Here is a 13,185-nt window from a genome sequence, read left to right on the forward strand (position 1 = left end):
AAGTAGCGGGCCGGGGCGTTGGTCTTGTTTATTCGTTGTCACTTTCATTCAGCCATGCCAGAAGCAGTACAACGGCCTCCGCACGGGTAGTCCTATCATTCGGTGCAAAACGGTTGTTGCCCTTGCCTTGCATCAGGCCGGCTTCAACGGCTGCCGCGATGTAACCGCGTGCCCAATCCCCAATGCTGTCGCTGTCGGAGAAGGACAAGTTTGCGTCTTCGATCGGCTCAAGACCTGCGATACGGACGATAAGCGCGGTCATCTCCGAGCGGGAGATGGCTTTGCCCGGACGGAAAGTGCCGTCATCATAGCCTGTAATGAGGCCTGCGGCAACCGCCTTCTTCACGGAAGCCATCGCCCAGTCCGGAATATCGCTGCTGTCCTTGAAAGCCGGGGCAGCCGATCTGGAGATTTCTCCGTCGAATGCGCGCATCAGCAGCGTAATGAATTGCGCTCTTGTAACTTGTGCTTGCGGACGGAATGTGCCATCCTCGTAGCCCATCACGATTCCGCGTTTGACCGCTTCTTCGATAGAAGCCTTAGCCCAGTGGCTGCCGATATCGCTAAAGTCGATGCTTGGCTCTGGCTTCGGCTCCGGATCAGTGCCGCCTCCGTCGCCGTCACCGCCGCCAGGCTCTCCCGGATTTCCAGGGTTACCCGGATCAACCGAGCTGCGGTAAGCTTGAACCTTTGCGGTAGTCGACAAAGCACCTACGGTAATCGTGATGGTGGCTTCGCCAGCCTTCAGCGCCTTTAGATTGCCGCTTGCATCTACCGATACGATAGAGCTGTCGCTGCTTTGATAGTCAATGCCTGCTGTCAGAGCCGATTTGTCTCCATTGCTGAACAAACCGTTGACCGTCAGCTTGCCAGCAGCACCTATGCTCAATCTAGCCGGGTTGACCGCTTCCAGGCTAGTGATCAATGGAGCGTTCAGCGAGACGATGTTCATGTTCGCATAATAGGCGTTCAGGATTTGCGAATATGTCCAGTCTTCCTTGCCCAGCATCTGCGCGCCGTATTGGCTCATGCCGACGCCGTGTCCATTGCCGCCGCCGTAGAAGGTGACGGATTCGATAGCACCGTTTTCTGCGGCTTTGATATCGAACGTGAAGAAGGCAGAGTACAGGATGCTAGGGTTTTTGACCGTTCCCGCTCCGTCATAATCTGTCGAGCCGCCCTTAGCTCTGTAGGCTAGAATATCTTCCATGCTGCCTGTATCGGCTTTGGTCGGTCTGATCGTGAAGCGGATGTTGTATTCTTTCATAATTTTATAAGTGCCAGTCGTGCCTTCAATGATCAATTCCGTAATATTGCCGCCTGCGCCGCGTTTCGCTACGGACATGCCCAGCAATTCGCCGATGCCGTCTTCAGGTATCGGCAAGCTCGCGAAGCTGCCGTTATCCGTCTTCGTCAGGATGAAGAGCGGGTCGGCCGCATGGCGAAGCTTGATGTTCTTGTTAATCGTTGCCGCCAGCTGTTCTGCGGTCAGAGCGACCTTCCAGCGGAAGAACAGCGACTCTGAGTCGTAGCCGGTGAGTGACAGGTCCTTGTAGAACGCATTGACTGCTGCTTCGTCCGATGTATCGATATTCAGCATATCATCGCTGTTCGGGTCAAACGTATAGCTTCTTGCAGTCAAGTAAGGAATGGCTGTACCAGGAAACTTGTTCGTGCCGGTATCCGCCCAAACCTCATGCTTCGATGCGCCGTATCCGCCGGACGTGGAGTAGAATCTGGCATCGACCAGCATGCCGTCGCTCAGCATGATCAGACCTGCTGTCGCGTCGACGGCTTGATGCGTCAGCTCGTTCTCGGCGCTGTTGTTGAATACTTGGCTCAGCGTGCTGTCGTCAATATGGAAGCCTTGGTCTGCAAAGCGGCTTACCATGTAGTCCGTCAGCGCGTAAGTTCTTGCAGCGATGGATTGCGCCTTCAGCGCCTCCAGACCAAACGATGCAGGCATCTCGCTTGGTACGACCTGATACAGATATTGCTCCATGTTCAGCTCGTTGACGATTCTCAGCTTGTCGCCTTCAGGCGATTGGAATACTTCCAGTACGCCGCGGTACTTCGGCTTGCCCTGCGCTCTCGTCAAGGACGAGATTTCGATCAGAGAGCCGTCAGCTGGCGGCATCAAGTAGATACGGTTTTCGGTCGACAGGAGAACCTTGCCCTTCTGCTCAACGACTGTTTTGCCGTCTGCGATCGTGAAGACGATCGGGGCGTTTGCTTCTGCCTTTATGTTTTTTCCTCCGATTTTGTCCGCGATGGAGACGGACGCTGTCGCCAGCATTTCGATCCGGGTATGGTTCAGCTGCGTCATATCCGTAATATCGGCGATGCTGTTGCGGATACCGACGCGCATCGTATCTCTTGGCGTCTCGCCGTTCAATGTGATTTTGCTGATTTCGCCCTTGTCGTTCAAGGTGAACACAGCGTTCTCGGCGCCAACAAGTACCTCGCTCAGCAAGCGGGTGACGGTGCGTGCCGGGAATTTCTGTTCAATGACGGCATTGGCAGCGAGCTTCAGAACGCCGGAGCGCTCCAGCTCGATGGTGCCGTTTTTCGAATCCTTGGCCATCACTTTCTCTTTCAATGTGTCTCCAGGCGTGTAAGCCAGCGTTACTGCGTTGCTTACTGTGCTTTCATTGTGCAGGCGGTCCAGTGCAGTAACGGCATACGTATAGGTTTTGTACTCATCCATGCTGCCGTCGACATACAATTGCTCGGCTGCTCCCGCTTGCTTGCGGAATGTTCCGATCAATTGGGACGGATTATTGATATCCGGTGCGGCAGTGCCTTCTTGCCTGTAGATCGCATAATACGTAGTATCCTGGCTGCCATCGGCATCCGTGAAGCGAAGCTCGGCAACGCCTTCTTCCGACAGCTCGGCAGCATTCAGCTTCGGCGCAGCCGGAGCCGTGTCATCCAGCCAAGGCATTGTCGGCGCCAGGGCAGGGAAGCGGTACAGGTCGTTCATCATCGTATCCTGCATGCCCAGATGGTTGGCGATGACATCCTTCGCGCTGAAGAACATACTGCCCTGTATATCTTCCGCAAAGCTGCGGTTGAACTTGATTTGATTTACCATTTCCAGCGGATCGTCCCAAGTCGGCACACGATAGATGGCATGGCCGATGTAGAGATGCGTGTCGGCATCAGCCGTTACGCCGCGCCACCATTCTACGACTTTCTCATAAGCGGCAGGACCGTTGCCGAAATGCCAGTAGTCCTGCGGCGCGATGTAATCGAGCCAGCCTTTATCTACCCAGCCCTTGGTATCGGCATAAAGGGCGTCATAGCTTTGCAGACCGTTCGTATCGGAACCGGCAACGTCAGTCGTTTTGTTGCGCCAGATGCCGAACGGGCTAATGCCGAATTGGACATAAGGCTTGCTCTCTTTAATTGCTGTTGCAAGACCTTGGATCAACGTGTCGACGTTGTTTCTGCGCCATGCGGCTTTGTCGGCGAAGTCTTTGCCGTAAGCTGCATATTCGGCGGCGTCCGGGAAGTCGACTCCCGTTGCCGGATAAGGGTAGAAGTAGTCGTCGAAGTGTACGGCGTCAATATCGTAGTTGTCGACGACTTCCATTACGCTGTCGATGACGAATTGCTTCGCCTCAGGCACGCCAGGATTGAAGTACAGCTTGCCGCCGTACGATACGACCCAGTCCGGATTTTTCTTCGCCGGATGATCGTCCACCAGCTTGCTGATATCAGCGTGCATGCTGATGCGATAAGGGTTAAACCAGGCATGGAACTCCATATTCCGTTTATGCGCTTCCTCGAGCATGAAGGCGAGCGGATCATAGCCTGGGTCCTTGCCTTGCTCGCCTGTCAGCCACTCGGACCAAGGCGCGTATTCCGAAGGATAGAAGGCGTCCGCTGTCGGCTTGATCTGTACGATGACAGCATTGATGCCGGTAGCCGCAAGCTCATCCAGCAGGGCGATAAAGTCGCTCTTCTGCTGCTCTTCTGTCATTACGCCTTTGGTTGGCCAGTCGATATTCTCGACAGATGCGATCCAGGCTGCGCGCAGCTCGCGCTTCTGCAATTGCTGCGGAGCGTGGACGATTAGCAGATGCTCGGTCAGTTTGTCTTCGAATGTGGCACGAATTCGGGTCGTTCCTGCTTTTTTGGCAGTGACCTGACCGTCCGCGTCCACTTCGGCAACTGTAGGGTCGCTGCTTGTGAAGACGGCGTTATCCGTAACGTTCACCTCTTCATCCAGCAGGGTGTAGGTTGCCAGTACATTTGCCTGCGCTTTGTCGCCTTCGGTAAGAGGAATGAGTCCTGCAATGGTGATGCCTTGGAGAACAGGCACCGGTTTTGTAATGATGACATCGATGGTTGCAGTGAGCCCTTCAAGCTCAGCTGTAATCGTGACAGCGCCTTCATTTTTGGCGGTCAGCAGTCCTGTGCTGGACACTACCGCAATCGCTTCATCGCTGCTGGCATACGTTACATGCTCAGTTATGTGTACAGGCTCTGCCTGGCCGCTATAGAACGCATATGCGCGCAGCTGCTCTGTCTCGCCAGTGTTGAGAGCCGTACGGCCTTCCAGCTCAAGGCCTGCCAATACAGCGCCGCTGTCCGATACGATCAGCTCATATGTAGCTTTGTTCGAGCCGTTCGTTGCCGTTATGGTTGTCGTTCCGACGGCGACTGCTTGAACGAGTCCGCTAGCCGAAACGGTCGCGACATCGGTGGAGCTGCTGTTGAACATCGAGCCGCTTGTAACGTCGGCACGCGTGCTGCTTCCGCCCGAAGTCGCCAGAACAGCGGCCTGCAGGCTATCGCCAGGCTTCATCTCGGTCAGACCCGACAGCTCGATAAAGGCAGGATTGCCGCTTGTATAGATAGCGGATACTTGATCGAAGTAGACCGTGCCTTTGTTTTTGTTCAGGTTGTTTGTTTCGGCGATATAAATCTGCCGCAATTCGATCGGCTGCGGAAGCCCTTGCGGCACGGAAGCGGTTACATATTGCCACCCGGTCCAGCTAAAACCGCCAGTTGAAGTGAAGTCCGACGTATGTCTCACCCCGGTGGCATCTTCGAATTGCGCTCGGAGCCAATGCTTGCCTCCATCGCCATATACCCAGGCGCCGATTCTCACCGGATAACCTTCAAGCACCCGGTCCTCATTTTTGTTAAAGTGCAGATAGGCGGCTGAAGTGCCTTCATTTCCTGTGAAATCGTAATCAAATTTCCCTGAGGCCTGCCCGTACATGACGGGTCCTGGACGGGTGCTCTGCTCAATCTTCGTGGAACCCGGTACGGTGCGGACCTCTGCTACATACAAATCGGATATATCTTCAAAATCCTCAATCACGATGTGATCGGCAGCAGCAGCGGCTAACGGAAGCATAGCTGCCGGCTCGGAAGCCTCTTCACCTTCATCTGGTGCGGTTTCGGAAGCGATGTCCGGATCAGCAGGCGATTGCTCCTCGGCGGCATAAGCCATGCCGGAGAACAAGCTTCCCCAAAGCATCATCATGACAATCAGAATGGCTACGTTTCGGTTGGTTTTCCTGTGAAGGTACAAGCCAACACTTCCTTTCTCTCAAAAGTGGATAACGTCAAGCTGTTCATGAAGCCACTTACACAAATCGATAGATTCATATTTTTATCCAAGCAAAAACCAGGATGAACCATAGGCCCCCTTTCTAGGTAATGGAATACATCTTTCGAAATAAAATTTCAAAATATATTTTATTTTTAGTATAAAATTTCTGAAATTAAATGTACATCATGCAAAAAGGCCCTTTTTATCAGGGTTCTTAGTGCTTATGGTTGCGATGAATCTACAGATTTCAACAAAAGTTACTGAGAGATTCGAACTAGAAGGGTGGCGGAGCATGAGGGGCAGGGGGAATGTTGGCAGTCAGATATGAAAAAAAAAACCTTCAAAGCTCACTTCATCAGTGGCTTTGAAGGCTTGGATCGCAACCTGGCAAGCTGCGGAAAAGATCAGGGTTTCTTGAGGAGCAAATAAGCGAAATACGGAACGCCGATCAGCGATACGACGACCCCGGCCGGGATGCCGTTCGGGTCGATCAAATTGCGGCCAATGGTATCTGCGATTAGAAGCAGCAGTCCGCCCATCAGAATGGCGATCGGAATGAATAGTTGATTGCGCGGCCCGACGAGCGCCTTCGCGATATGCGGCGCCATCAGCCCGACGAAGGCGATGCCGCCGGTCACGGAGACGGCGGAAGCCGCAAGCGCTACAGCAGCAAGTAACAGCAGAATACGTTCCTTCTCCACTGCAAGCCCGACGCCGATTGATACCGGCTCGCTGAGGCTGAGCAGATTCAGTCGGTACGCCTTGTACAGCGTAAAGGGAATAAGAACGATCAGCCAAGGGAGAAGGGCCCAAATGAACGGCCAGTCGGTGCCCCATATATTGCCCGCAATCCACTTGGCGATGAAATCGACCTTCTCCCGTTCTGCAGAAGAGATCAGTACGATCATAACGCCTGACAGAGCCATTGAGAAGCCGACGCCGACCAGGATGAGCCGAATCGGATTCAAGCCTTCTGACCTGCGGTACGAGAACAGATAGATCAGCATCGAGGTCAATAGGGCGCCTGCGAACGCTGCGATTGGCAGCATGTAGACGAAATTGCCGGGTTCAGTGGGGAAGAACAGGAAGAATAGCGCTACCGCCACGCCCGCCCCGGAATTGATGCCGATAATACCCGGATCGGCCAGATCGTTTCTTGTAATGGATTGGAGGATGGAGCCCGACAGCGCCAGGGCCATCCCTGCCAGTACCGTTATTAAAATTCTAGGCAGTCTAATGTTGAACAGGACGAATTTTTCCTTGAAAGAGCCGTCTCCAAGCAGCGTAGGCAGGATACGGTCGTAGGAGACCGAGGAATAACCCAGCCCCAGTCCGATAAAACCTGTCACAAGAATAAGCGCAAACGTGACAGCGATAATAATCAATGTTTTCCGAATAACGGCTTGCTGCATCATGATATCGATTTCCCTCCTCTATGCACAACGAACAAGAAGAAGGGCAGCCCAAGTACGGCAACAATGGCAACGACAGGCGTCTCATACGGCGCATTGATCAGCCTGCCAATCGTGTCGGCCAGCATCATGAAGGAAGCGCCGAAGATCGCAGACATCGGTACAATATAGCGGTAGTCAGTGCCGACTACCCGGCGGACAATATGCGGAATCATAAGGCCAATGAATGCCAGATTGCCGACCAGTGCGACAGAGGCACCAGTGAGCAAAATGACGGTAAAGAACATGAGAGCTCGGATTTGTGTCAGCTTCTGGCCCAGACCGACAGCCACTTCCTCGCTCAAGCTTAGAATAGTGAGCTGTTTGGACAAAATAATGGCGATCAACACACCGACGCCAACAACAGGGCTGATTAACGCGAGCTGTTTCCAGTTTGTGCCGATCAAGCCGCCTGCTGTCCACATGGACACGTTTTTAGAAAGCTTGAAGGTCAGAGCGACACCTTCGGTCAAAGCGATAAGGAAGGTCGATATTGCTGCGCCGGCGAGTACGACGCGAAGCGGTGAAAGCTTGCCCTTGCCGGAGGCGCTTAGCACGATGACGAGGATGGAGCCGAATGCGGCGCCGATAAAGCAGGCAATCATCATGCCTATGTAGCTCAGGTTAGGAATGAAGGCAAGGGTAATCGCAAGCGCAGCCGTGGCGCCTGATGTTAGACCGAGCAGGCCCGGATCGGCGAGCGGGTTGCGCGTCACGCCTTGCATGACGGCCCCGGATACGCCGAAGGCGGCGCCAACAAGCGCCGCTCCGATTTCTCGGGGCAACCGGATTTCCTGAATGATCAGGATGTCTTTGTTCAGATCGGTGAAGGTGATGGCCCGCCATATATCCGGTAAGCTGATATTAGCCGCTCCGAGCGTGATGGAAAGAACAAACATGCCGGCAAGTAAAACAATGCCGGCAAGCCATTTGTATACCATTGGGATAACAGTTTTTTTGGTCATGGTTTGTGATCTCTCTATACTTTTATTTATTCGCCAAGAAACTTTTGCTTGAAGAAGGCCAGCTGGTCTTCAAGCGTCAGCGGGTCGTTGAAGTAGAATTGGTTGCCATCGACTTCGAAGACTTGATTGTTTTTGACAGCTGGAATGTTCTTGTACGATTCCGTCGACTGGAACGAGGTGTCTGCGTCTGCGAACTTGCTGAAGATGACGTAGTCTCCCATATAATCCGGCAATACTTCCGTAGAGATGGCATAGTAGCTGTCCTTCAGCGCGTCTTGTGTGACCTTCTCAGGCATCGCAAGCTTCATCTCCTGGTACAGAATCTCGGTGCCACGGCCCCAATTGTCGCCGTATACATACAGCTGCTTGTCGAAGCTTTCGACGACGGATACAGTTGCATTTTCGCCGATCTTCGCTTTGATGTCATCGCCCGCTTGGCCTGCACGCGCTTTGAAGTCGTCGATCCATGCCTTGGCTTCTGCTTCTTTGTTCAGCAGCTTGCCGATTTCCAGATGCTGTGTCAGATAATCCACTTTGCCGTAAGTGTACGTAACCGTAGGTGCAATTTCCTTCAGCTTGTCGATGTTTTTGATATTGGACAGGCCAATAATCAGGTCCGGCTCAAGCTCAATAATTTTCTCCAGGCTTTCGTCGGATACTTCGGCAACGTCCTTAATGTACTCGTCGTAACGTGGGTTCAGCTTCGACCAAGAGTCAACGCCTGCCAGGTTGACGCCAAGCGCCATCACATTGCCTGCAAAAGAAGAAAGAACGATAACGCGCTGCGGGTTAGCCGGTACTTCCACTTCACCGTTCTCGGATTGATATTTGATGGTGCCTGTTGCGCCGCCCGTATGCCCATTTGCGTCAGCAGTAGGAGAAGGAGAAGGCTGCGAGCTGGCATTGCTTGAATTGCCAGGTGCGTTATTGTTCCCTCCGCAAGCGCTAACTAGCAGCATCATAATAATTGCGAGGGGCAATAATGTTTTTTTCATGGGTGATTCGCTCCCTTTTCTAATCGATAATGATTATCAACGTCACTTTGCCATTTTAATTGTAATTGATAACGATTGTCAATTCATTTTTTCAATCTCTTTCGATTTGCTGTAGATATGGAAAAAGCTGTGCGCGTTTGATACAATAAAAATCTATTGTTAACTTTAGTATATGAATTATTGGTTAACAATAGTGGGTGGCTATTTTATAGTAAAAGGGAGACCGGAATGCTTATGGGAAAATTGAATTGGGACGAGCTGGCTGACAAAGCGCTCGCGGGGAGTTGCTTGACAACAATGGAGGCATTGTCGGTGCTGCGTTCAGCTGATGAAGAGCTGCTGCCGCTGATGCAGGCTGCCTTCAAGGTGAGGAGCCACTATTATGGTAGAAAAGTGAAGCTGAATATGATCATGAATGCCAAAAGCGGCTTATGCCCGGAGGACTGCGGCTATTGCTCGCAATCTATCGTCTCGACTGCGCCGATTGAAAAATACGTCATGTTGGACAAGCCGACGCTGATAGCGGGTGCGAAGGAAGCCTTGGCACGCCAAGCCGGCACCTATTGCATCGTAGCGTCTGGACGGGGACCGACGGAGCGGGAGCTGGATCAGGTCATCGAGGCGGTGGAAGAGATCAGGTCGACGATGCCGCTCAAGATATGCGCATGCCTTGGATTGCTTAAGGAAGGCCAGGCACAGCGCCTTGCGCAAGCTGGCGTCCATCGTTACAACCATAATTTGAATACAAGCAGCAGTCATTATACATCCATTACCCAAACACATACCTATGAGGATCGGATCGGGACCGTTCAAAGAGCTAAGGAAAGCGGCATGTCTCCTTGCTCGGGCGTTATTATCGGAATGGGTGAAAGCGACGAGGATATTGTGGAGATGGCCATGACGCTTCGCAGCCTTGATGCGGATTCCATACCGATCAACTTTCTGAATGCGATACCAGGCACGCCGCTGGAGCATATGGAGCCGGTTGCTCCGCTTAAGGCGCTGAAGACGCTAGCCTTATTCCGCCTGATCTGCCCATCGAAGGAATTACGGGCGGCGGGCGGTCGGGAGATTCGGCTGCGCTCGCTGCAGCCGTTGGCGCTGTATGCGGTCAATTCCTTGTTTGTTGGCGATTACTTGACGACCGAGGGACAGGATGTATCAGCTGACCACCGAATGATCGAGGATCTGGGCTTCGAGATTGAACGGTATGCGGTTCCGGTGTAATCGTCTGCTGACTTACCACGCTTAGCAACTGTATATATAGCCAAAAGCATGGCGTATGTCGCCATGCTTTTTTTTGAAAAAAACTCCGATACTAACCTTTTATAGAAACTCTCTATGTCTATCGTTTGTATGTCGAATTAATTGTCTTCCGCTTGCAGTTGCTTTATTTCTTCTTTATATTGAACCAGCAATTCGGCCAGCGCATCCCGGATGCCGGCTGCATCCTTATCTTCCGCTGCTTTCGCAAGCTTGCTGTGGACTTCAAACATCGGGGCCGGTTTTGCAGCAGCCGTGACCGTGAGCGGAGCTCCATCCAGCTCTTCAATCACGTCGAGCTTGATGTCTGTTGCAGAGATGCCGCCAGCTGAAGAGGCAGGTTTTGTGGTCGCCGTTGACTGGATCTGAATAAGGTCTGCTTCAACTATCGAGATGCTGAATTTATCTTTCATTAGCTCATGATACTGCTTTATGATAGCTTCCCAGTCCTCAGCCGTATCCGGGGCATACTCGCGTGCAAGTTCAATAGGGTCAGGGAGCATGAATGACTGCACCGTTGCAACTGCGTCGCTCTTGATGTCCGTCCTTTCAACCTTCACTACCGGTCCGGACGACAGCAACTGAGTGGTCTTCGGATTCGCGAATACGGATGTGCTGGCAAATACGGACAGCAGCAGCGTGGACGCTGCTATACTTTTGAATCGTTTCATTTTGTTCATGGTAACACTCTCCTCGGGTTGTTTGTCTGTCTTACATGTCCAAGTGTATAGGCGAGGAGTGGCAGTTCATTGGTGGAATTGTGGAAAAACGATGGCAAGTTCCCAGCGGTAGAGCAGCCTTGCTATAATGATGGAAGATGAGGTTGGGAGGCAATAAGGGATGAATCCATATCGGATTGCTGTCGTCGATGACGATCTTCATATAAGAAACTTGGTTGAGGCTTATCTGGTGCGCGAACATTTCGAGACGATCGGGCTGGCAAGCGCCGAGGAAGCATTGGAGCTGTGGAGGAATCATCCGCCGGATATGTGGGTGCTCGATATTATGCTGCCCGGTATGGACGGGTATGAGTTCTGCCGCACGATCCGGCGCGAGGCCGAGGTTCCGATTATTATGATCTCCGCTCGTGATAACGAAGTCGACAAGATAATGGGTCTGGAGCTTGGCGGCGACGATTATATGGTTAAGCCTTTCAGTCCCAGGGAGCTGGTGGCGAGGGTCAAGAGACAGCTCCATCGCTGGTATAAGACAAGACCAGGCGAGGAGGGGGCGGCATCCGTACAGTCTTCCGGCGATATCGTCGTTGGAGAGCTGCGGCTGTCACTCGATGAGAGGCGAGTGTTTTGGGATGGTTCGGAGATTGAGATGACGCTGAAGGAATTCGCTTTGCTTCACACGTTATCCCAGCATCCGAACCGCGCATTCTCCCGTGACGATCTGCTGGCGATTGTATGGGGGGATGATTATTTCGGCAGTGACAGAGCGGTAGATCATCTAGTGAAGCGCGTTCGCAAAAAAATGATGGAGCTGCCAATTGAAGCCGTATGGGGACATGGCTATAGGCTTAGACATGAGGGAGGTGAGCGGGGATGAAGCTGGTTCATCAAATTAACTTGGCATTTGGCGCGCTGTTGCTTATTGTGCTGTCGCTTACGGGCATTATCATTCATTATGTGTTGATGGATCATTTTGTAGGCAAGCAGAAGGATGACATGCAAGCTCTAGGCGCTGCAATCACGAAAACGATAAGCTCGGATCAAGGCTACACGCTGTCCAGCAGCTTAGCAATCGCATCAGGCGTCGCGGTCTCTGTAAGCGGCGTCGAAGCGATTATTACTGATGCCCAAGGCAATGTATTGCCGGATTACGGCACGGGCTACACGACGGCACCGAGCGCCTTGTTGGAGGCAGGGAGCTTGGCAGACGAGACGTCACTGCAAGAGATATGGGACGGAAGAGACAGCCGATACCTGGTCGATATCCAGCCGCTTCCCCAAGGTAAATTGACACTCCTCACGCCAATGAGTCAAATCAAGGCGATCGAGCGCGCGCTGCTTGAGCGATTTCTCCTCGTTCTGTGCGTGGCCGGCGTATTGGTCTATGCGGCAAGCTTGTTCATTACAAAGAAGCTGATCGATCCGCTGATGAAGCTAAGAGGCGAATTGAAGAAGGTGAGAAGCCGTCAATTCTCCGACGTCAAGCGAATCAAGGCCGGGGGCGAGATCGGTGCGGTGGCCGAAACCGTCCATGATCTTGCAGTCGAGCTTGACCGCTACAACCGTGTGCAGAAGCAATTTATCCAGAATGCTTCCCATGAGCTCAAAACGCCGCTTATGTCGATTGCGGGATATGCCGAGGGGATCAAGGACGGCGTATTCGAGGGCGAAGGGGCACGCAAGGGGCTGGAGGTCATTATGAGCGAGAGCGGGAGACTGTCGAAGATCGTCACGGAGATGACGCTGCTGGCCAAGCTGGACAGCGAAGAGGACATCTTCAAGGCGGAACCGGTGACGTTAAAGGAGATCGTGACGGAGACGATCGAGCGGATCAATCCGCTGCTGCTGGACAAAGCGATCAAGCTGAAGGTTGAATACGAGGAGGATGAAATGGCCGGACTGCGCACCATTGCGGATAAGGATAAGCTGCTGCAGGCGCTGCTTAATGTAGTGTCCAATGCGGCTCGGCATGCCCGGTCGGAGATTCGCATCAAGGTTAGGGCAGTAGAGGCTCGGATATGGATTAGCATAGAGGATGACGGCAGCGGCATAGCAGAGTCGTTGATCCCTCAGCTCTTCCATCGGTTCGTAAGAGGGAAGGATGGGGATACGGGGCTTGGACTTGCCATATCACGTGCGATTGTGGAGCGTTGCGGCGGTTCTATCGCGGCAGGCAATGCCAAGGCGGGCGGAGCGATTATCTCGATCCAATTGCCGTCAGCGGTGTGATCCCTGCACAGCAAGACAATAGGAGCGCTTTTATGT

Annotated in this window: 8 protein-coding genes; 3 read left to right on the forward strand and 5 right to left on the reverse strand. The window is 52.8% G+C overall.

What is annotated here, in order from left to right; genetic code table 11:
- Positions 1-28: 28 nt before the first annotated feature.
- From D3P07_RS05660 to D3P07_RS05675, 4 genes are all read right to left on the reverse strand, one after another.
- Positions 29-5,548, reverse strand: coding sequence for a family 10 glycosylhydrolase (locus tag D3P07_RS05660; RefSeq protein ID WP_119799133.1), 5,520 nt, complete (start codon positions 5,546-5,548; stop codon positions 29-31).
- Between the two features lie 425 nt (positions 5,549-5,973).
- Entirely contained in the window at positions 5,974-6,984 is a 1,011-nt protein-coding gene (locus D3P07_RS05665; RefSeq protein WP_119799134.1) for a FecCD family ABC transporter permease, read from the reverse strand.
- Complete coding sequence (locus D3P07_RS05670) at positions 6,981-7,985, reverse strand: FecCD family ABC transporter permease (RefSeq protein WP_119799135.1); 1,005 nt, start codon at positions 7,983-7,985, stop codon at positions 6,981-6,983. Before D3P07_RS05670 ends, D3P07_RS05665 begins: the two co-directional genes overlap by 4 nt.
- A 26-nt stretch (positions 7,986-8,011) precedes the next feature.
- Entirely contained in the window at positions 8,012-8,980 is a 969-nt protein-coding gene (locus D3P07_RS05675) for an iron-hydroxamate ABC transporter substrate-binding protein (RefSeq protein ID WP_119799136.1), read from the reverse strand.
- A gap of 234 nt (positions 8,981-9,214) precedes the next feature.
- On the opposite strand from D3P07_RS05675, the gene bioB reads away from it, so the two are divergent.
- On the forward strand, positions 9,215-10,207 hold the full coding sequence (bioB, locus tag D3P07_RS05680; RefSeq protein ID WP_119799137.1) for a biotin synthase BioB: 993 nt from the start codon (positions 9,215-9,217) through the stop codon (positions 10,205-10,207).
- 137 nt (positions 10,208-10,344) lie between these two features.
- Here the strand turns inward: bioB and D3P07_RS05685 are convergent, their stop codons facing one another.
- Positions 10,345-10,923, reverse strand: coding sequence for a hypothetical protein (locus tag D3P07_RS05685; RefSeq protein WP_119799138.1), 579 nt, complete (start codon positions 10,921-10,923; stop codon positions 10,345-10,347).
- A 160-nt stretch (positions 10,924-11,083) separates the two neighbouring features.
- Between D3P07_RS05685 and D3P07_RS05690 the strand changes: the two genes are divergently transcribed.
- Together D3P07_RS05690 and D3P07_RS05695 are read left to right on the forward strand one after the other, a co-directional pair.
- Positions 11,084-11,797, forward strand: coding sequence for a response regulator transcription factor (locus D3P07_RS05690; RefSeq protein ID WP_119799139.1), 714 nt, complete (start codon positions 11,084-11,086; stop codon positions 11,795-11,797).
- Positions 11,794-13,149 carry a sensor histidine kinase gene (locus D3P07_RS05695; RefSeq protein ID WP_119799140.1) on the forward strand — a complete coding sequence of 452 codons (1,356 nt, stop codon included), beginning with the start codon at positions 11,794-11,796 and terminating at the stop codon, positions 13,147-13,149. The genes D3P07_RS05690 and D3P07_RS05695 overlap by 4 nt, the downstream gene beginning before the upstream one ends.
- Positions 13,150-13,185 lie beyond the last annotated feature (36 nt).

Source organism: Paenibacillus sp. 1011MAR3C5, assembly GCF_003591485.1.
Taxonomy (GTDB): domain Bacteria; phylum Bacillota; class Bacilli; order Paenibacillales; family Paenibacillaceae; genus Pristimantibacillus.

Bases quoted from the DNA above. Each gene is read 5' to 3' on its own strand.
- D3P07_RS05685 (WP_119799138.1), bottom strand. From the start codon at position 10,923: ATGAACAAAATGAAACGATTCAAAAGTATAGCAGCGTCCACGCTGCTG.
- D3P07_RS05690 (WP_119799139.1), top strand. From the start codon at position 11,084: ATGAATCCATATCGGATTGCTGTCGTCGATGACGATCTTCATATAAGA.
- D3P07_RS05695 (WP_119799140.1), top strand. From the start codon at position 11,794: ATGAAGCTGGTTCATCAAATTAACTTGGCATTTGGCGCGCTGTTGCTT.
- D3P07_RS05665 (WP_119799134.1), bottom strand. From the start codon at position 6,984: ATGATGCAGCAAGCCGTTATTCGGAAAACATTGATTATTATCGCTGTC.
- bioB (WP_119799137.1), top strand. From the start codon at position 9,215: ATGGGAAAATTGAATTGGGACGAGCTGGCTGACAAAGCGCTCGCGGGG.
- D3P07_RS05675 (WP_119799136.1), bottom strand. From the start codon at position 8,980: ATGAAAAAAACATTATTGCCCCTCGCAATTATTATGATGCTGCTAGTT.
- D3P07_RS05670 (WP_119799135.1), bottom strand. From the start codon at position 7,985: ATGACCAAAAAAACTGTTATCCCAATGGTATACAAATGGCTTGCCGGC.